We start from the raw sequence: 21,335 nt of genomic DNA on the forward strand, positions 1-21,335 counted from the left end.
CGGGGATCCTCTGATTGAAAGCATTATACTTTACCAGTATAATGAAATTGATTTCAAAATATTGGATATATGTGGGAGGACTTCCAAGCTGTACGTTGAATAAAAACTTTTCAATGACGGAGGTGTTGGAATGGCGCGATTCGCAGAGCCGTTTAAAATCAAAATGGTGGAGCCGTTGAACATGATCTCACGGGAAGAACGGGAAAAGGCGCTTGAACGGGCGGGATATAATCCATTCCTGCTGCGCGGGGACGAAGTGTATATCGATCTGTTGACCGATAGCGGTACGACCGCGATGAGCGACAACCAATGGGCAGGCCTGATGCTGGGCGACGAATCGTACGCAGGCAGCCGCAACTATTATCATCTGTGCGACGCGGTACAACAGATTACTGGCTATCAGCATGTAATTCCCATGCATCAGGGGCGAGGTGCCGAGAAGGTGCTGTTTCCGCTGCTTATTCAAAAAGGACAGTATGTCCTTAGCAATTGGCATTTCGATACAACGCGTGCGCATGTCGATCTGGCTGGCGGGATTGCGGTTGATCTTGTTACCGAACAAGCCTATGACACGACGACGCCTTACCCGTTCAAAGGAAACTTTGATGTGGATAAGCTGCGCCATGCGCTCGCTGAAAAAGGAGCAGAAAATATCGCATTTATTCTTATTACCGTGACGAACAACAGCGCCGGCGGCCAGCCCGTATCCATGGAAAATATCCGTGAGGTATCCGCCATTGCGAAGCAGAACGGGATTCGCGTTTTCTTTGATGCCGCGCGTTATGCCGAGAATGCGTACTTTATCAAGAAGCGCGAGCAAGGCTATGAAGATAAAGAGATTATTGATATCGTCCGTGAAATGTTCTCTTATGGCGAAGGATTCACGATGAGCGCTAAAAAGGATGGACTTGTCAATATCGGCGGCTTGCTAGCCTTTAAAGAGGATGAAACCTTATTTACGCAAGCGCGTTCGATGACAGTGCCGATGGAGGGCTTTCCGACCTACGGCGGCTTGACCGGCCGCGATATGGAAGCTCTTGCCCGCGGGCTGCGCGAAGGCATCGACGAGCAGTATCTTGCTTATCGCATCGGCCAGATCGAATATCTCGGCAGTCGCCTCGAGGAAGGCGGAATCCCGTTCCAGACGCCAACGGGCGGCCATGCCGTCTTCGTAGACGCGAAGAAGATGCTGCCGCATATTTCCGCGGCCCAATTCCCGGCCCAGGTGCTGGCGAATGAGCTATATCTTGAAGCAGGGATACGGGGGGTTGAGATCGGTTCCTTTCTGCTGGGACGTGACGCTGCGACTGGCGAGCAATTGGAGAGCAAGCTTGAATTGCTGCGCTTGACGATTCCGCGCCGTGTCTATACGAATAACCATATGGATGTCATTGCGGATGCCTTGATTGCAATCAAGGATCGGGCAGGAACACTAACAGGATTAGAATTCACCTACGAACCGCCGATATTGCGGCATTTCACTGCGCGCCTTCGACCCGTCAAGACAGAAGCCCTGTCCCACTGACATATGCCATCCAAAATTGGCATAGTGAAGAAGCAGCTTTCTGGATAGAAGGCTGCTTCTTTTGCGACATAACATATGATTTACTAATTCAGATTACTGTGCTTACGCGAATACATAAAGTATATAATCGTGCCAATGCTGATCCATATCATAAATGAGATCCATGTCATGAAAGGCAAGCTGGATGCAAGGTACAGGCAAAGCAGCGCACTAATGATAGGGAGCACGGGTACGAACGGAACACGGAATGAAGCCTGCAATTCAGGAAACTTCTTGCGCAAGACAATGATAGCGACCGAGATTAATGTAAACGCAGCCAATGTCCCCATATTCACCAAATGCGCGAGCGTGGTTAGATCAACAAAGCCTGCAATGCCTGCCGCAACGAACCCGGTTAACCATGTGTTGCCGATTGGAGTTTTGGTCTTGGCATTCACTTGCGAGAACATTTTCGGCAACAAGCCGTCACGACTCATAGCGAACGATAAGCGGACTTGTGCATAAATCATGGCAAGGATTACGGTCGTAATGCCAAATACCGCTCCGATTGATATGATCCCCGCTATCGAGTTCTGCCCTACGGATTCCAATGCTAATGCAACCGGCGCACCGACATTGAGCATGGTATATGGAATCATCCCGGTTAATACCCCGGATACCGTAATATATAAAATCGTACAAATGAGCAGAGATACGATGATCCCGATTGGCAATGCTCTTTTTGGGTTTTCCACTTCTTCCGATGCCGTAGCGATGATATCGAACCCAATATAGGCGAAAAACACAGTAGCCGCCCCTGTCATCACGCCACTAAATCCAAAAGGCATGAACGGCGTCCAGTTATCAGGCTTTACATACCATATTCCGACTGCGATAAACAGCAAGATAATAGCTAATTTCACGAACACCATGACCGTGTTGAACTTAATGCTTTCCTTGACTCCTTTACTGACGAGCGCTGTGATTGCCAAAATGATGAGAACCGCCGGCAAATCAATAAGGCCGCCTTTCCCCATACTAGGAGCAGAGGATATAATGTCTGGAATCGGCAGGTTAAAGCCCGCAAGCAGAGATTGAAAGTACGCAGACCATCCCGTAGCGACTGCGGAAACCGCGATTACATATTCGAGCATGAGATCCCAGCCGATAAGGAAAGCTAGCAATTCTCCCAATGTTGCATACGTAAATGTATATACGCTTCCCGAGACGGGCACTGCCGAGGAGAACTCCGCATAGCAAAATGCAGCAAGCGCGCAGGCAATACCCGCGATAACAAATGATAGCATGATCGCTGGCCCCGAAGATTCTGCCGCCACGACGCCCGTAACGACGAAAATCCCTGTCCCGATCACGCAGCCTACGCCAAGAAAAATCAAATCGAGTAAAGACATCGCCCGTGCCAATTCTTTTTTCTCGCTCTGCGCAAGCATGAGGCTCAATGACTTCTTTCGGAAAAGCTTATTCAATATTATTCCCCCTATGCTCTGGTACGCAAAAGCAAACACAATCAGTAATTATTGAAAACATTTACATCCCATACCAATTTTTATGCTATCTATGTTTAGGTTAAGAACGATTTTAACATGTCTATTGAATCCTGAGATATAGGTAATTATTGCTAAGCTAACCGTTCTTCCTTTCCCTGAGAATCGACGGCGAGGTTTGTACTGTAGGAGAAGATATTAAGCATTCATGTAGTCCAAAGCAGAACAAAGTTATTTATCATTATCCAATATTACCAATTTTTATGCATATGATCCAGAACAAATTTTTCTGAAAAAATGCCTGATAGATATACTGAAAATGCTAGCAATGGGAGATGTAGCGTCATTGATTCGAATATAACAAAAAAAAAGAAGCTGCCTTCCATCTCTGCTATAGAAAGCCGCTTCTTTTTGCTTTTCTGATATAGATCGTAAGTGCCCTCTTTCATTCTTTCTTGACGCTAGATTGTCGATCTCCCGAAGCGTCCAGGACATTACCTGAAGCTATATCCGATATTATCGTGGACATAACTATTAGCAAGCTCCGACCAGTGGAATATCTTTCCGTCTGTGCTCATCGAGTCGAATCCTTCGAACTTCACAATGGCAGAACTATTATATGGCGTCATGCTCACCCAACTTCCAGACGTCGTCACAAGGGAAGCGTTCAAAAATTTCGCATTATATGCATACGAGCCATTGTTCTTGTATTGATCGGGGTGATGGGCAGTCGTTACCATATTGAATTGCCGGTTGAATCTCGCTCCCTTGGTTTCGGCTCCGTCCTTAAATCCCTGCTCGATCGGGATTACGGCTTGAGCCAGCAGGTTGTTCGAAGTATTATAGATATCGACCTGCACGCCTGCCCCTGCATTCGCGCCATACAGCGTCACGAAATTGACGTCCAAGCGAATTGTTTGGCCGGGCTGATAACTTAATACCGTCGGACTATGGCCGTATGTAGTGCTGGCACAAGGGCTGCTGATTGAGCATGAATTTGAGCCGTATGCACTTGACCAAGTATTGAAGGTCGTGCCATTTCGTGCTACGCCGCCATGGGTAGCACCCCCAAAGTATTGAAATCTCCAGCCTCCGTTCGCATATTGCAATCCGAAATCCAAGTTATAATAAGTGCCATTCGGCGCGACCGTATCGAATGTCCAAAATACGGATGGGTACGTCTCTGGCGCAACGTACATCGAATCCGGCATTTTGAACCACGTTTGCGCGGCTTTATAGCCTGCACTGTTCGTAATTCTCTCAACCATCGCACCTGATGCGAATGCCGTAATCGGAACGGCGGCGAACACCAAAATAGCGAGCAATAACGTGAACATTTTCTTTTTCATTTCCATTTCCTCCATTACATAGATTCGTTTTTCAATTAAAACGAAATGGAGTTTATCACGTCTTAATATGCTAGTTATATCCATTTGAGACAATAATAGATCGATTCTCGCGCATTGTAAACTACTTATTTCCAAATAATTGCACATTATCAGACATGCAAGAAATTCGAGAATCTGTAAGAGAATCCCGAATCATTCATTTATGCTAGAACGATATACTCCTCCTGTAATAGCCCATATATCTCTAAATCAACGATGTGCGTCGCTTCTGCCGCAATGCCTTGTCCCCACTGCGATTCCGCCAAAAAGTACCCGATTTTTATGCATTCTGCTAAATCAAATTTTTAAAAATAGTGCCTGATAGATATGATGATAGCTGAAAATGCTTAGCAATATGAGAAGTAGCCGTGGAATCGCATATCAAAAAAAGAAGCAGCCTTCTAAGATTAAAAGGCTGCTTCTTCATCTATTAACACTACTATTTAAAATAGATCCGGCTTGCATGCAATACGCGAACAGCTAGTGTTTACTTGATATAGCCTTAACAAGTAAAGTTACCGCTTCCCCTCTCGTTGCCGGGTTATTCGGAGCCAGCTTGTTGCCCTGCTGACCACGAATAAAACCTACCGCATATGCTGCGGATACATGCTCCCTGGCCCACAGAGGTATCTGATCCGCATCAGCGAATGGAAGCTGGGCTTGCGAATCTGCCTTCAGTCCTAATGTACGAACGATCATCACGATCATCTCCGTACGGCTGATCGGATGGCTTGCACGGAAGGTATGATCCGGATACCCCGTAATAATGTCCGCAGTGACCGTACTCGCCACGTATGGCCGAGCCCAGACTGGAATCTTGTCTAGATCGGTGAAATCCAGTATCTTCGAACCAATCCCATCCAACTTCAAGGCCCGACTAAGCATTGCCGCGAATTCGGCCCGCGTGACCCGCTCATTCGGACGGAAGGTAGCGTCTACATATCCAGTAACGATCCCCTGTGCTACAGCCTGCTCAATCGCAGCTTGGGCCCAGTGCCCGGAAATATCCTTGAGGGCGATTTTCTTCGTCCCGGTCGAACCACTGGCAGACCCTTCACCTGTACCCGTTTGATTGCCTGAACCGTTATTTGCTCCGCTGCTGCCAGTAGACGCTCCGTTAGATCCACTGGAAGAAGAACCTCCAGAAGATCCTCCGGATGGGGAACCCGGTTCGGGAACCGTCGCCGTCTTAAAATGGAGCGAGTAGCTGCGCAGTAATTTGAAATCCTCATTCATGACTCGAATCACAGCCGTTCCCGGCAGCTCCAAGGCTTGAATGACGCTTACCCGCAAGCGTGGATCATTGGCCTCCGCGCTGACAATAGGCACTTCTGCCGTCCCTACGGGCAATTCGATATGATAGGATGTCTTCTCTGGCGCAAAGTCCGTAAGGAGTCGATCGTTCATGCGAATTGCTGTAATTTTCCCCGGAATGACGCCGCTATGAAACGTATCAAGAGCCTCCATCAAGGTTACGGCCTCTCTGTTCACTTCTTGCTGCGTCGCTCCTGCATCATGAGCAACCTTAGCAGCTGCTTCGATAGCAGCTCGCAGCTCATCAATGACCTTCTGCGGATATTGCCCCGGTTCAGTTCCAGCCTTCGCTGCATGATAGATCTTGTTCGCTAGCGTGATCGTGTCGTTCAACGAAGTCGGATCAAGGGCATAGCCTGTGAACGGTACGATGCTATCGTTCAGTCGGAAGTCTTGGAATTCAGCAGTATCCCCATACTCACCTGGGCTTCCGCCTGCATTATTGGCGAACAATCCGACATGGAGATTCGCAATCGTTGCATTTTCATATGCACCCCCTATTTGCGTCCATGTCGTAAGATCCGTGCTATAGTAGCCCGCATACCGATTGCCTTCCTTTGTTACTTTTAGATATACCGTATCGCTCTGAATCCGATCTGCCGTCACCTGCTCTTGCGGAGCTCCATTCGACTCTGAAATAACGGAAAATATCGCTCCTCCATATCCCGGATGGTTCTTTCTGGCCACATAGAAGTAGTTATCATCATCGCCGTAGAGCAGCAGTCCTCCCTCGGCATACGCCTTCGTCGGCTTGAAGGTCAACCGCGTAATCAACGTAACATCTTTGGTAGATGGCGCATAAAGAAGTATATTCTTATTCGAATTGGCGTCCCTCCACAGATTCCCTTTCTCTGTCTTGATCTTCATGCTGTTGTGCTCGGCATCAAGCGCCCAAGCCTCTTTATTTTCCCTGATCCATGTCCATACGGAATTGAGTGTCAGTTGGCCGCTTACTGCAATGAGAGCTTTGCCATACACACCTGATCCATCGGTTGCTTCAGCACGAACCTCAACAATCCCGTTAGCCTTCGCTGTTAACAGGCCATTGCTGTCAATCGCGGCGACGTGCGAGGCTTGTGTCGTGCCTGGATTGTACGCCCTCCATTCAACCGCCTGCTTATCAGCATGCTGCGGTTCAAGCTTCGCCTGCATGAGCAGCGTATCGAATGGAGCCGTAATCTCTTGCATCCCATTGTGACCGGTTACGATAATTCGCTCCACAGGAGTTCCCTGCTGCGGCTTGAACGTCACAGGAATCGTCTGTTCCGCCACATTTCCACGTAAATTTACGGTCGCTGTAAGGTTAGCCGTTCCGGCTTGCAAGCCCGTCACAACACCGTTGTTATCGATTCGGGCAATGGCCCGGTTGTCGCTCGAGTAGGTAATGACCGCCTTCGTCAGATCTGCGGCATATCCGCCAACCGTCGTGCCTCTTACCCCTAATTGAAAGCTCTGCCCAACTGTATAATCCCGCTCCACTCGGCTCTCTAATTGAACCTCCGCTGCCGATGCGAAGCCGCCGACGCCTTCAGTAGCCTCCAGCTTGATGAACGAAGCTGTCACAGGTTGGAATGCTGCTGATTTCTCCAAAGAATCAGACGACCAGCTGCCGCTCGCGATTTCAGTAAACTGCGCTCCATCTGTACTTGCATATATTTTATAAGCAGTGATGTTCCCGTTATACCCTTCCTGTCTCGGAAGATAGCTTAAACCACTAACGACTGATTTCATGCTGAGCTCAAGCGTAATCGATTGCGGAAGTGGTGCGTACGGAACCCATTGGCTGTGCCAGAACGTCGATGGATTGCCGTCGATCGCGTATTTGGCATCACCATTGTACTGCGTCGCCTCGCTTGAAGCTGTTGCCTTCACTGTCATCTGGTCGTTGCCCGCTGCAATCGAAATACTCTTCAGCACTCCCTTATCATTCACATGCAACTGCTGCTCTGGGGAGATTGTGACCTCATCCGCAGGCGTCCTGTCCAGAAGAACGGTTCGATTTACACCTTCGCCTTCGAATTGATTGCCTTCTATTGAAATATGATTGCTCTCTAAGAGGTGGAATGCGACTTGCTCATTGGGGTTCATGTTGGGGTGCGTTCTCGTAATCTTGTTGTCGGAGAAACGAATGCCGTCCGTGCTCTTAGCGAACAGTACGGTATTGTCTAGCATCTGAAACGTATTGCCTTCAATGTTGATATTGCGATGAACGGGCCCTGCATACTTCGTATTCTCCGGATGAATCTGAATCACCGGATTCCCGTTCTCGATGAACGTATTATTGCGAATCGTTACATCTTGAACCATCCCGGATTCGTACCAGGTTTGCGCATCGCTGGCGATGAGGATTCCGCTCATCTGCATGCGCTCGAATACATTGTCTTCAATGATGGATTTGCCGCGCGTCGATAGAAGAATTCCCCGCGTCGGAATGCGCGAGAAGTGATTTCCTTTAATTTCGACCTCTGGCGCCCAGGTGGCATTCTCAATTACAACGCCTGTTCCCATACTCGAAGGTACATCCTCTTCAAGGGTGAGGGTAATTTCACGGTCGTTGATCCGGGCTGCCTGAGCAACCTTGCCGCTGCCTACAGATGTAAGGGTTCTGTTATCGATGAGCTCGATCGCATCACCAGGGAAGAACGCCTCGAATCCGTACGTCTGATGATGCATGAAGCGGACGACGATCTGATTCGGTGCCGGCTTGCGCACCACCTCGAGATGAGTCCCATGTACATTAATGACATCATCATGAGCCCCACGGAAGGTACTGTTCATAATCTTTAGTTTGCCCTTCACGCCTGATGCCTGGATGAAATCAGCGAATCCAGTCGCAGTACGTCCCGTTTCTGCGCGCGGTGCGAACGTCATGTCCTCGAATGTCAGGTTCTCGCTGAACTGTCCAATGATACCTAGTCCATGCGTATAGTGCATCGTAACATGCTTCCACGTGACATTTTTGCTCTTATGAATGAAGGAGCCTACCTGACTGCGAACCCCGTCTCGAATTTGAAATACATGCCCTACCGTCGTATTCGGAGCCTGATTATAATGCAGCCGCAGCGTATTGGCCTTCAACTCCTGCACGCTTGTCGCGCTGGATACGGGGTTGCCTGTTCTCCACGTGATATTTTGGCCTGGATCATACTCTTGGGCGATTCCGTCCTTGAACTCCCAATAACGCGCTCCAGCCTTATTCGGTTCGCTCACCCAAAAGACTTGCCCGCCGCGAATCTCATATAGGGAATCCTGGTTAACCTCGACATCCATATAGTCACTGCCGATCTCCAGCACCTTCACTTCCGACATCGTCGGCCGTTCATAATCAACGCGTACATTGCGAATCTCAATATCTTCGCTTTGATCGATGATAAAGGTCGTCATTTTCCCATGCAGCATAAACAATGACCCATTGCCTTCAACTGTTACGTTCTTCATATCCTTAAGCAGCAAGCCAATCGTCTTCGTTACATCTGGATTCTCGCTCTCGGAAGCTGTATTGGAAATGTAATAGGGTCGCTTCTCCGCATCTTCCGCATAAAAATCATATCTGCCTTCCGGGAAGTTAAGAATCACAGGGCCATCCATAGCCGCCGCAACAGCAATCGCCCGCTGGACGGGAGATGCCGCATCCTCCTGCGAATTCGGCTTCGCTCCATAGTAAGTAACATCAATGACAGTAGGCATGGATGCAGATTTGAGCTGCTCTCCACCATAAGTGGCATCAACAACCGAAGGAGTGTCTTGGTGGATCGAATTTCCCTCCTGTACAACATCGAGCATGACAGCATTGATAGCATCGTCGTAAGCCATTGCATAATAGGGTGTCAGCATCCAAGTTGCTAGCACGACTAGCATGAAGACCACTACATTCTTACTTGACCGCTTCATCTCATTCCTCCCAACCAAAGCTTGTTGTTCATCGTTACGCGTTACGTTTGTCCTCCTTTGCTTATGTAGTCGTCTTATCTGTTCTAGATATGGTAACCGCTTACAAATCCGATTGTACTATAGCCTATGCTCTCTAAATCTAGTAGTTTTCATCATTTTTTTATGAGAATCGTACTTATTTAGTAGAGAAAGCAGATTGTCCAAATTGGCTCGTAACAATACAAAAAGTCCGAGAAGCCGCAACCCCTCGAACCTTTTTATCAGGAAATTACAACACAAAGTGAGGATTGCTCACTAAACCTCGATCTTATACTCTCTCTGTAATATTCCATATATCTCTAAGTCTACGATGCCTTTGCCCGACCAGAGCGATGCTTGCCGCAGCGTCCCTTCCTTGATGAAGCCATTCTTCAGCAGCAACCGCTTCGAGCGTTCATTTGCAGGCATAACTTCGGCTTGAATTCGGTTTACATCCACGTCCTCGAACAAGAACTTCACAACAATTCGCGTCGCTTCCGCAGCAATGCCTTGCCCCCACTCCGTTTCTGCCAAGAAGTACCCGATCATCACCATATTCACTTTCTGATTGAAGTCGAACGCTTCCATGATGCCTACCAATCTCTTGCTGTCCTCATTGGTGAATATCCCCCATTTGATGCGCGAACTCTTATTGAAGTCTCTCTCAAAATGCCCGATCATGTTCTTGACGGTCGCCTTGTTATGCTTCGGAATAATGCCGCAATATTCAAAAACGGTATCGTTGCTGTAAATGTCATAGACCTCATTCAGATGATGCTCTTCGATTTTCTTCAACGTAAGTGTATCCGACTTCAATATCGGAAACTGCCCAAACACGGCGCCCAGGTTCATCGTATCACCGCTCCATATTTTCAGCTTAATCGTATTCGTCGTATGATCGCAACATCACTGCGTTGACCGTCTTGTTCCACCTTTTAAGCTTTTTAGCATGTAATCCCGTGTAGATGTGGATTGCGTGTCAGCAACTGCTGCACCCTGTCTAGGGTATCTGGCCCCATTGGTATGCCCCCATTGCGATACAGAAGTATCCATCGAAGACATGCCAGCGCTTGGAATACATCAAGCTCCTCTTGCTGGATATCATTTATAGCTAAATACGTATTACGAAACACTTCGGCAAAGTGCTCCGATATGTAGATCTGCTGCAGCGTGAGCGACCAAGCGAAATCATATCTTGCATCTCCCAATTGCACATTGGTCCAGTCGATAACCGTTAATTGCCCGGCCTTCTCAACGAGATTACCAAGATGATAGTCCCCGTGGATGATTCGCTCATGCTTCGGTGCTGCCAGCTCGACCAATTGCTCTAGGAGAGGATACAGATCTGAATGCGCCTGCATACCTGGGAAGAAATATTCGCTAAAATCATGGCGCGGCAGTTGTATCTGCGTACGGAATTCTTCTGGAGAAATGCGGTGTACCCGATCTAATAGAAGCGCAATCTCCTTCATAGTCTGATCATTGCCATCACGCAGCGGCTCACCATCGAAGGTAGTCAGCAGCACACTGTCACCGTTCGCATTTATCCCCCAACCGATGGGCTCAGACACGGATACTCCCTGCGCATGCAGCAGATTAAGCGCCTGGTATTGCAGACGAATATCCGGCTTAGAATCTCTGCTCCATATTTTCAGCACATAGCTGTCCGTATCGGTTACCACCTTAACGGTCTCTGCTTCCATGCCCTGCATCAAGGGAGTTATCGTAATCGTACCCGCTTGCTGCAAGATGCGATCCAGATGATCATGCTTGTCCTGCCACTCTATTGCTGCAATATCGTGCTCATATAGCTTGTGTTCCATCATACCTTCATACCGCCCCTCTGTTTATGCTTCTCATGCTCTTTGACGAATCGGAATATGTAAGTCCACTCTGCACTTGCCTTCCTGATCCTGCTTGGGATCGTTCAGGCACAGTTCAAGACATGGCCGATCATCAGTCTCTTTCTATTATAAACGGAAAAAGGAATAACTCTTCTTGCTTCTTGCTATGTTCTACCGATAAATTGCGATTGTTGTAAAGCTAGCCTCTCAAACACAAAATATGGATTGAAAACATACAAATAATTATATATTCTATATTTACAGTAAATATTATCCATTTATAGGAAGGTGATGGTTTTAAGTTTTATTACGGAAATTCAAAACAACTAGAAAATACATAAGCATTTATCTCTTTGAAAAAACTTTGGGAGGGTGTAGAATGCTTAAAAAGAAAATGATTTTGATGTTTTTTGCTTTTGTGTGCGTAATTGCTATTCCTACCACTACTAACGCTAGTACAAATACGTATGATGTATTGAAGGATATTGGGTTTTCTGAGTATCAAATTTCTAAGATGGATTACATCGAGAAAGACATTTATACAAGAATTTACCGCAAAACAGATGGGACAGCTCGATTGATTAATGGAAATTCCACTCATTCCTCGCTCAACGAGTTACTGTCGGTTAGTGATATTGACGTGAACATAGTTGCAGGTAATTCTCCTACTTGTCAAAATGGGTATAAATGTGCAGGTATTTATGTTGTTGGAAAGGTAGACACTGAAAAGTTTAATTTAAAGCAGATTGCTACGGGTGCTGCTTGGTCTGATTCTTGGAATAACATGAGCTCCAAAGCTGAGGTGTCATACGGCGACTTTTGGGGAAACACTGAAACAAAAAGTATGTATCTTATAGACGCCACCCCAAAAAAAGGATTGGCATATGGATACGACAATCTCCCTTTCCATTTAAGTACTGCACATACAACTCTTGAAATTGATTTACGACGCACGTCAGGTGACAGCGGTACGACAGATGTTGTAGGTAAAGTTGGATTTACAAAAGAAGAAACTGTCTTAGGAGTGTCAATAAGCGGCAATACTCCAGGCATATCTATTACACCTCAAGATAAAGTTTTTCAAAGAGCTGCAACTGGAAGTTTTATCTTCAAAAGTAAATAATATTGTACCAGGCTGCATAAATTATTGCAGCCTGTTTACCTTAGGAGCTGATTAATGATGAGAAAAATCATTATCTTACTTATCATCTCGACAATCATTACCGCCTGTGGAAATAAGACCTATACTAATGTTAATTCTATGATTCAAACCGAATTAAAACTGAATGCCAGTGCCATAATTACAACAATAGAAGTTGAAGGTGGTTTCATATCTTTTTTTGAACGTGATCCTCACAATGACATTGGAGTGGTGTTGTACTCAGGTACTGAAGGGCACATCAAGTTTCGAGGGAATGGAGGATTTCTTGATACAACGGATAACTGGCATTTTACTGCGGGAAAGATTGCTGAAAAGCCATACTCTATCTACTACGGCATTCTTCCGAATTCATCAAACAAGAATGTTAACTTAGTTCTTCAAAAGAGCAATCTGTCCAAAAAGGTTACTCTAGTCGATTTACCAAGCTCAAAAACAATGTGGTTTGCTATATTTGATGGTAGGGTCGAGGACACTAACGTAAGTTTAAAAAATTCTTAATCAAAATGAGTTGATTTTTATTTAGCTCAGGATAATGCTTGAGGACATCATCCCCACAGCTCATGCTCTTTGACGAATTGGAATATGTAAATCCACTCTGCACTTGCCTTCCTTATCCTGCTTTGGATCGTTTAGGCACAGTTCAAGACATGGTCGATCATCAGCCTCATATCCGCTGCTTGGCAGCCACAGCCTGAACATCGTCTCGTATGCGAGAACGAAATTCGGAACGGTATCGTAATACGAATAGACCGCATACCTACCACCAGGCAGGGTTCCATATGAGATGTCCTTGTGTTCCTGCTTGGTGAATCCTGGCGGCAGCGTGACACAAGCATCGTAACGGCAGGCATACTCCTCAACCTCGTTACTATCGTCTAACGACACGCCAATGAACCTCTGTTGCCCTATGGCACTCCCCTGCTCTCGTACCCAGTTTCCCAACTTGTCCCAAGCACCTCGTGTATCCAAATAACTCCCAACATGCCGCACATACGCCACTTCGACTTCCGGAAGCTCCTTGATCACAATCATGTTCTCCCACGCTCTCTGCAGCAATGGATGTCTGCGACTTCTATTGTAGTCTGGAGAGAAAGATAACTCTTCTTGCTTATTGCTATGATTTGCTGACAAATTGCGATCTTCCCGATTTGTATGCTGAATGGTATCTCGCAGCTTGCTCCTGACCGCGCTCGGTGTATTTCCATAGTGCTTCTTGAATACAGCATTGAAGGTGGATATGGACTCGAAACCGCACAGACTTGAAATGTCCAGTATGGTGTGATCCGTTTGCTCCAATAAGTGAATTGCCTTCTGCAAGCGCTCTTGATTCACAAATGCCATAGGCGTTATGCCGAGATGTGCCGCAAAGACTCTCGTAAAATGATATTTGGAAAAGTTCGCAATGCCGGCTAGTTGATCGAGACTGAGCCTCTGATGGCTGTTTTCTTTTATATAAGAGATGATCTTATCGATTCTGGATTGATAGTCATTGTTCATTGGAAAAATCCCTCTATCTGCTAGGTTCTAATAGGATTTCGATTCTTCTTGAAAGGGAACAAAAAGCCGCCGTCATTGACGGCTCGACTTCTCCGTCAAATCAAGTGGCTGACATACAAAGGTTCATACCGGTCGCGGAAAACATTGGTCTGTATGTTGATTGTATCTCATCCGGACTCTTTAGCCTACAAACGAATTTATCACCAACCCGTAAGGTTGATTTAGATTTCCTCCATTAAATTGGCCCGCGTGTACAGGGTCTGTCGGAGTAGAAATATTGTAGATTTCCACCGTACTATTGTTCTGATTGGCTACATACAACGTGATCCCGGTTATCGCCATTCCAGCAGGTTCGCTTACCTCGCCTGAACCAAATTCTGTTACACGCACCGGAGCGATTGGGTTCGTAATATTATAAATTTCAATCGTGCTGTTGCCCTGATTAGCGACATATAGCGTGGTTCCGGTTATTGCCAGACCTACAGGCTCGCTTAAGTCTCCAGAACCAAACTCAGTTACGCGTACCGGAGCTGTCGGATTCGCAATATCATATATTTCGACCGTACCATCATTTTGATTGGCTACATACAGCGTAGTGCCCGTTATTGCGAGGCCTTCAGGACGGTGCAAATCGCCTGAGCCGAACTCCGTGACATGAGCAGGGGAGGTTGGATTTACAATATTATAGATTTCGATGGTGTCGTCCCCCCGATTGGCTATATACAGTGTAGTGCCCGTTATCGCCAAGCCATGAGGAGAGCTTAAGTTGGCTCCATTAAATTCCCCTATATACAGAGGAGCTGTTGGATTAGCTGCATTATACATAGACACCGTGAAGCTGCCTGCATTCGCAACATAGAGCGTGGTTCCGGTTATCGCCATGCCTCTTGGATTGTTCAAGTTGCCTCCATTAAACTGCCCGATACGCGCAGGAGCTGTAGGGTTTGAAATATTATAGATTTCTACCGTCTTATCGCCTACATTCGATACATACAGATAATCAGGTCCGTCAGCGTACATATCGACAGCAAATTGCAAGCCGGCTGGATTCGGTGGATTCATGACAAGATAATTCGTCACATGAAAGGAAACTACGATTTTGAATGTTCGAGCGGCAGTTGGCGAACCAGAAACGAGGCAGCGAGTAGAATATACGCGGATATCCTGCCAGTTATACGGCTGCGTCTCTAGGAGTCCGAGTGCTGGCATATTGGGATCTCCCGCGATCAAGAAGAAGTCATCTAACCCCGCAGGCTGCACAGCAGACTTCGCAAAGGGCCCCGTCCCAGCACCGCCCGTATCCTCAAAAAGCTCAATTCTCGCCTCCATCGCATTGTCGGCAAAGGCATTGAGAAACAAGCTGAACGAGACACTTGCACCCGCAGGAATCAGAAATGGTGCGGAAGCTGCTGCAAAAGCAGATGTCTGACCATCAGATACCGGCAGCTTCCATACGTATTCCGGATTGGGAACGCCTCCGAATGGAGAATACGCTTGCAGGCTGTTATCATTATCGTACTTCTCCAATAGTGGCCATGCTACAGGAGCAAGGGTGCGGGCCACTTGGTCAGCATTCGTGCCTGTGCCGTTGGCCGCATTCAGCGCAGCTTGATCCATGTTCGTACCCACAAAGACAGAAGTCGCATTGCTGACCAGCCTTTGAAACGCTTCTATGGACATGTCATCACCTTTTTGTGAGAAGATAGGAGGTACAAGAGAGTGTAAGGGACGCCCGGTTGCAAGCGCTACTCCCCTTAGACTTAGTACCGCTTACAGCATGGATTCCCCGTTAAATGCTTCATCTGTAATTTGTCCTCCTATCCTATGAACCTATGGGTGAAGCTGCTTGTGCGTATGCCGCGAATGCCATTGTGATGATTATTGCATGCCAACCTGTTCGAAGTAGGACTCTCCATTTTTCGACAAAAATAGTATAGAAATTCAACCAGATGTCAATTTGCCATTTACTTCATCTTCATTTATACTAAAAACCAACAGAAACTTAAATAAATTGTCAATTCAGGAAGGATTTCGAATTGTTATGCTGAATTACTAAATAAGGAGGATTCGACATGACAAGCAATCTTCATGTAGCTCCGATGGAACTCCGCCACAGGTTACAAGATGAATTGAGCATAAGGGGGTGGAAGCAGAAAGAGTTAGCAGAGGCATCCGGCATCGACAGTTCAACCATTAGTTACATTTTCAACAACAAGCAATCACTTATGCTGCCTCAGCTCCACGCGATCAATCATGCATTCGGATTACCAATAGACACCTTCTATGAAGAATTCATAGGAGAATGCTGCAACGAACTGGGCCGATTGCGGCCTGATAAGACAAGCGATTTTATTCTCCACTGTATTGAAGTAGAAAAGTATGACCTGGTCAAGCAGCTAGTACAACTCCTCTATGAAGAAACCAATCGTTCCAAACTAATCGACACCGCCTTCAAAATCGCCGAACGCATCTTCCAGTCACCGAAACGCAACTACTCACTCCCGTTCTACGACATCATCATTCGCAATGGATACAGCCGCAGCGAGAAAATAGCCATCTCCTACTTCAGAAGATTCCTCATCTTGAGAGACTTGGATACGAGTGGAGCCGGCAACGAAGCCTTGTGCCAGCTGATTGAATATTTGCCTATACTGCCTGATTCACTAAGGCTCGACGCCTATTATCGTATTCTTACATACTACAATGTTGTAGAGAACTGGGCAAAGCTGCTCCAGTATGCCAAGGAATTGCGTGCTGTTGCATTTGAGGAAGGGCAAAACGACTTCGTGGCAGAAGGCTGGTTGTATGAATCGTTTGCACTTAAGGGAATGAAAAACTTTGAAGTCGCTTTAAAAGCAACACAGCAATATGCCTCATATGGAGATCATTATGCATGGCTATCTCAATGTAATCGTCTATATATATCTATTGAAATGAAGCAAGAAGAGTCTATTGAGATGCTCATGGCTATGCTCGAAGGTGACCAGCTCCTTCTTGTAGTTCCTATTGCGTTAGAATGTTATGTCAGCAATGGAAATGTCCAAGCCGCCACAATATATATCGAGAAATACAAAGCTCAGATCGACGATTTATTGTCTAGAAAAGATCCTTTCCACGAAAAGCATAAATTACGACTTGCACATGCAATGGCGCAGTACTACTTGAAAACAACCCAACATGAATTAGGGTTCGACTACAATGCTTTATCGTTGGAACTGGCACTTTCACTTAAAAATATGCAGTATGTCGGAATGGCTGTTCTCACTTTTCAAGAGTATGAGGCCCATGCTTCTGAAGAAAACAAAAGTCGTTTCACACACATTCTATTAAATGAGGTGGATTCAAATGAAAAAAGTATTAATCACGATGTCCATGGCTCTTTTCTTGTTCGGTTCTACCGGAGCATCTTCGGGAGTGAATCTAGCTGACATCGGATCAGGATGGTCTCCGTTAAGTGATATTGGTTCTGGCTGGTCAGTCAGTGACATCGGCTCGGGATGGTCTCCAGCGAAAAGTGACAACGGGTCAGGATGGTCAACTTTGGACATTGGGTCAGGGTGGTAAGCAACATCGGCTAGGGACGGAGCGCAAGGGTTGTGACGCGAGGATTAGAGAAAAGGTATAGGTTCAAAACATACAGATAGCGACTCTTGAGTTCAAGGGTCGCTTTCTTAATTAGGATAATATCCAAAATATCAAAAGAATCTAGGGATTAGAATCCATCGAGCGGAAGAGCCACATGGCATATCATCTCACTACAACAATTGGAACATCATCGTCATCGCTGAGAACGAATTGGCCAATCCGTGCATAACCCAGCTTGGAATAATCGATCCTCCTGCTAATCTCTCGTTTATGTACCCCATAAACCAGCCAATTAAAGCAGTAAATAACGTTATGATAACAACATTGATAATTCCGGTTCTTGAAAAAAACATAACTCCGTGCAAACAACCAAACAATAACGCCTGAACCGTGTTCCCTGTTGCAAATCCAAACGCAGAAATCAATCTCTTCCCGATAAAACCTCTGAATATAATTTCCTCAGATAAACCGGTCTGTACGAAAGCATACAACAAAGCCGCAGCTATACCTGAAACGCCTACTCCATAAAATTGTGAAGCAGCAACATCGGTGTCATTAGTGAAAAACAAAATAATTATCCACCCAAGTGATACGAACAAGAGAAGCGCTAAGAAGAACAGGATGAAAAAGCTGTTTCTTTTCTCGATAACAGGAAGTTTACATCCAATCCATTCAAAAAAAGACTGCTTCTTTCTGGCGAATAGGAACCAACATACCAGTGGAATTACACTAAATAAGATTACTTGAATAAGTGATGAAACCAACATGGGAACAGTCATCTTCTGTTACTCCTCTCTCTTGTACTCTAAAATGTCGCCAGGCTGGCAATCAAGTACTTTACAAATCGCATCGAGCGTAGAGAAACGAATCGCACTTATTTTCCCCGTTTTTATATTCGAGAGATTAACATTTGATATTCCTACCTTCTCCGCAAGCTCGTTCAGAGATATCTTACGGTCTGCCATCACACGATCCAGCCTCAAAACAATAGCCATAATACACACATCCTTACAGAGTTTCATCGGATTGCTGTTGCAGCATTCTGCCATAATCGAATATTTGAGCTAGGCAAAAGAATACGACCGCAACCAAAATATAAAACAGCTCGAACGACACATTTACCATGGCCGCTGGGGTGACCATTTGAATCATCGCTATTTCAACAAACCCAGGAATAATGGCCATGCCAGCTATGAGCAAGGATATCCGTTTCAAACGCTTCATATGCTTGGCAACAAACGGTGTATAGTCCTTACTAATATCCTTAAATATCCGCCCGGAAATAAATAGTATCACCATGATTAGACACAGCCTCACTATCTCCCCACTGAATGTAATAATCAGATCGGATTTGGTGTAATCACTATGGTCAGAATGTAACAATATAGAGCTCATAGTGTTTATTGCTGCTGGAATTTCATCCCCTGACATCTGAGAAAGCCACAGGATTGCGACAATTTCCACAATCGTTACTAGCAACAGCATGATACACAGCATTTGCAAACAAATAGTCAATATTTTGCTCGTTTTCTGAATTTTAAGGGTGCTCATATGATTACTGCTCCTTTATTATGATGACTAGAGCATAACAGGAATATATATGTAATTCAATAATAATTTAATGTTTATCATTAAATTATTATTGATAAACATTTTTTCATTGATAACCCATTCAACAAGTACAACTTCTTTCTTTATGAAGAAGTCAATCGTTCCAAACTGATCGACGTCGCCTTCAAAATCGCCGAATGCATCTTCCAGTCACCCAAACGCAACTACCAATTACATCTTCTACCTTTAATACTCTTCTCAGTATCTTCATCGTGTCTACATCTCCTGATACATGAACCATAATCATTTTGCAAATTTACTCTGAATACATAACGAAAGAGACTATCTATGATTGAATAATGTAATTTCAACAGTAATTCTCTTCTACTTTCAAAGTAATTTTATAGCATTCTATTTTGATTATTTAAAATGAAATTTTAAATAATCTATTATACGACATTTCGTAAGGGATTGTATGACTAGAAAGTGTGGTATATTATATAAAGCAGGAATATAGTACTAATTTGTCGAATCAAAACAAAAGCACTCGAATTTGTTAATAATTTGTTATTAAAATATGTCTATAATAGCCCCTTATGTTCTTGAATAAGAAGAGGAAAATTATTGTGAAGAAGAGAAATGAAAAATTTAGAGTTGGTGAAAAAAATTTAAATGCAAATACAATTGCGAAGCTTTCCCAAATTTTTAACGAGAAATCTTGGGAAATAGAAGATGATGCTTTAAATCAACTAAGTCTTTTTAATCGCTTTTGTACTCTCTTATCTGAACTGACAGAACCACAACAAGCACTTATTATAGAGCTTACTGAAAGATTCACAAGAATTCCCTCTGATCAGTACAAAATTCACATTAGGAAGATTCTGGATCAATTAGCAACTGATCCCAACATAGATTTATCATGTATAGATGATATCTATATCGCACCATTAATTGCCCCTGAGGATATTGGAAAAACTAAAAGTTCAGTGTTTGTTCAATACTCATTTCAAGAGCAATTTCATTATAATCCTTATTTTGCACATAAAAATATTCGGTTTGTAAATGGATTAGATGTTGAAAGTTCACATATTAATAACGATAAAAGTCTTCTTTTTGTCGTGGATGACTTTATCGGTACAGGTGATACCGCTTGCTCAGCTCTAAACTATTTATTTCAGAATAAAAACATTACTAATACTAGGGTTATTGTCATATCAATTGTTGCCCTTAACCAAGGGATAACTAAAATATTGGATCTAGGAGTTCGAGTATTCACTTCACTTATTTGTTCCAAAGGAATAAGTGAGTATTATTCTGGTACACAACTATCAGCTAAGCTTACTCTAATGGAATCAATAGAAAACAAGATCAAAGTGCATAGAAACGAAAAATTAGGTTATGGTCAGTCTGAAGCTCTAGTTAAGATGATTCGTACGCCGAACAATACCTTCCCAGTATTTTGGAAGGAGAAAAAAGGTAGAACAGCACCCTTTCCGAGGTAAAATTCATGATAACAGATGAGGATCTTGTCCTTTTACTACAGCTCTTAAAAAGAAATGGTAATATCCAGTCTCTTCATAAACAAGGATACCAGTATTCTCAAATTGCCAATCTTATAAATTTTGTAATAGAAAAAAATTTAGCCTACTATACAGATACAGGGCTAACCCTATCCAATGAAGGTGAAGAAGCGCTGTTATTGTTTAACAGAAACCTTCGTCGGAAAAATTCTGAAGCAATGATAAGTCCACAAGCAGAATATAAAATTAGTAAGATCGGTAAATATGAAATTTATTTACCTTCTAACATTAAACAACTAAGGTAGCCCTATTAGAACTTTATGTGGTTTTATGCCACAGGTTTGGCGAGTCGTCAAGCTAAGAAGAACATTATTTACAAGCCTTGGTGATCATAACTTTTCCCTCCGACGGAGTCTACAGAAAAAGTTATGACCACCACTCCGGCTGATGCCTACGTGACACTTGATTGAAATTAAAGTAAGAAGCTAGACTGAATGTATTTCAAAAGGCAACTTTAATTTCAATCAAGTGAGAAGATAGAAAATCTGATTTGGTA

General features: G+C 44.7%; 16 protein-coding genes. 6 read left to right on the plus strand and 10 right to left on the minus strand.

The window, feature by feature from the left end; genetic code table 11:
• The first annotated feature begins 130 nt into the window (after nucleotides 1-130).
• A complete protein-coding gene (locus tag BLS15_RS19110; protein ID WP_021255451.1) occupies nucleotides 131-1,525 on the plus strand; it encodes a tryptophanase in 1,395 nt (464 codons plus the stop codon).
• Nucleotides 1,526-1,608: 83 nt separating this feature from the next.
• On the opposite strand, the gene BLS15_RS19115 is transcribed toward BLS15_RS19110, so the two are convergent.
• The 5 genes from BLS15_RS19115 to BLS15_RS19140 form a co-directional block, all read right to left on the minus strand.
• The gene (locus BLS15_RS19115; RefSeq protein ID WP_021255452.1) at nucleotides 1,609-2,991 is read right to left on the minus strand and encodes a branched-chain amino acid transporter BcaP; all 1,383 of its coding nucleotides are present in this window, start codon (nucleotides 2,989-2,991) and stop codon (nucleotides 1,609-1,611) included.
• A gap of 512 nt (nucleotides 2,992-3,503) precedes the next feature.
• A complete protein-coding gene (locus tag BLS15_RS19125; protein WP_090513304.1) occupies nucleotides 3,504-4,358 on the minus strand; it encodes a hypothetical protein in 855 nt (284 codons plus the stop codon).
• A gap of 519 nt (nucleotides 4,359-4,877) precedes the next feature.
• On the minus strand, nucleotides 4,878-9,602 hold the full coding sequence (locus tag BLS15_RS19130; RefSeq protein WP_090513307.1) for an S-layer homology domain-containing protein: 4,725 nt from the start codon (nucleotides 9,600-9,602) through the stop codon (nucleotides 4,878-4,880).
• 294 nt (nucleotides 9,603-9,896) lie between these two features.
• A complete protein-coding gene (locus tag BLS15_RS19135) occupies nucleotides 9,897-10,472 on the minus strand; it encodes a GNAT family N-acetyltransferase (protein WP_090513310.1) in 576 nt (191 codons plus the stop codon).
• Between the two features lie 92 nt (nucleotides 10,473-10,564).
• Nucleotides 10,565-11,446 (minus strand): aminoglycoside phosphotransferase family protein, encoded by an 882-nt coding sequence (locus BLS15_RS19140; RefSeq protein ID WP_254777371.1) that lies wholly within the window; start codon nucleotides 11,444-11,446, stop codon nucleotides 10,565-10,567.
• 397 nt (nucleotides 11,447-11,843) lie between these two features.
• Here BLS15_RS19140 and BLS15_RS19145 point away from each other — a divergent pair, with 397 nt between their 5' ends.
• Nucleotides 11,844-12,587: a hypothetical protein gene (locus BLS15_RS19145; RefSeq protein WP_021255458.1), complete on the plus strand. Its 744-nt coding sequence runs from the start codon at nucleotides 11,844-11,846 to the stop codon at nucleotides 12,585-12,587.
• 54 nt (nucleotides 12,588-12,641) lie between these two features.
• The gene (locus BLS15_RS19150) at nucleotides 12,642-13,124 is read left to right on the plus strand and encodes a hypothetical protein (RefSeq protein ID WP_028531922.1); all 483 of its coding nucleotides are present in this window, start codon (nucleotides 12,642-12,644) and stop codon (nucleotides 13,122-13,124) included.
• A gap of 60 nt (nucleotides 13,125-13,184) precedes the next feature.
• On the opposite strand, the gene BLS15_RS19155 is transcribed toward BLS15_RS19150, so the two are convergent.
• Both BLS15_RS19155 and BLS15_RS29615 read right to left on the minus strand, forming a co-directional pair.
• A complete protein-coding gene (locus BLS15_RS19155; RefSeq protein WP_036666878.1) occupies nucleotides 13,185-14,123 on the minus strand; it encodes an AraC family transcriptional regulator in 939 nt (312 codons plus the stop codon).
• Nucleotides 14,124-14,303: 180 nt separating this feature from the next.
• On the minus strand, nucleotides 14,304-15,803 hold the full coding sequence (locus BLS15_RS29615) for an LVIVD repeat-containing protein (RefSeq protein WP_254777372.1): 1,500 nt from the start codon (nucleotides 15,801-15,803) through the stop codon (nucleotides 14,304-14,306).
• Nucleotides 15,804-16,195: 392 nt separating this feature from the next.
• On the opposite strand from BLS15_RS29615, the gene BLS15_RS19165 reads away from it, so the two are divergent.
• Nucleotides 16,196-17,551: a helix-turn-helix domain-containing protein gene (locus BLS15_RS19165; protein WP_090513315.1), complete on the plus strand. Its 1,356-nt coding sequence runs from the start codon at nucleotides 16,196-16,198 to the stop codon at nucleotides 17,549-17,551.
• A gap of 327 nt (nucleotides 17,552-17,878) precedes the next feature.
• On the opposite strand, the gene BLS15_RS19170 is transcribed toward BLS15_RS19165, so the two are convergent.
• From BLS15_RS19170 to BLS15_RS19180, 3 genes are read right to left on the minus strand one after another with little or no spacing between them, the layout of a single operon-like run.
• Nucleotides 17,879-18,487, minus strand: a complete 609-nt coding sequence (locus BLS15_RS19170; RefSeq protein WP_090513319.1) for a CPBP family intramembrane glutamic endopeptidase — start codon at nucleotides 18,485-18,487, stop codon at nucleotides 17,879-17,881.
• Nucleotides 18,488-18,493: 6 nt separating this feature from the next.
• Complete coding sequence (locus BLS15_RS19175) at nucleotides 18,494-18,703, minus strand: helix-turn-helix domain-containing protein (protein ID WP_021261114.1); 210 nt, start codon at nucleotides 18,701-18,703, stop codon at nucleotides 18,494-18,496.
• 13 nt (nucleotides 18,704-18,716) lie between these two features.
• Nucleotides 18,717-19,259, minus strand: a complete 543-nt coding sequence (locus BLS15_RS19180) for a DUF2975 domain-containing protein (RefSeq protein ID WP_090513324.1) — start codon at nucleotides 19,257-19,259, stop codon at nucleotides 18,717-18,719.
• A gap of 626 nt (nucleotides 19,260-19,885) precedes the next feature.
• Between BLS15_RS19180 and BLS15_RS19185 the strand changes: the two genes are divergently transcribed.
• Both BLS15_RS19185 and BLS15_RS19190 read left to right on the plus strand, forming a co-directional pair.
• Nucleotides 19,886-20,761 (plus strand): phosphoribosyltransferase-like protein, encoded by an 876-nt coding sequence (locus BLS15_RS19185; RefSeq protein ID WP_090513328.1) that lies wholly within the window; start codon nucleotides 19,886-19,888, stop codon nucleotides 20,759-20,761.
• Nucleotides 20,762-20,766: 5 nt separating this feature from the next.
• Nucleotides 20,767-21,084: a hypothetical protein gene (locus tag BLS15_RS19190; protein ID WP_090513331.1), complete on the plus strand. Its 318-nt coding sequence runs from the start codon at nucleotides 20,767-20,769 to the stop codon at nucleotides 21,082-21,084.
• The last annotated feature ends 251 nt before the right edge of the window (nucleotides 21,085-21,335 follow it).

Origin of the sequence: Paenibacillus sp. cl6col (assembly GCF_900102125.1) — a bacterium.
GTDB classification, from domain to species: Bacteria; Bacillota; Bacilli; order Paenibacillales; family Paenibacillaceae; genus Paenibacillus_B; species Paenibacillus_B suaedae.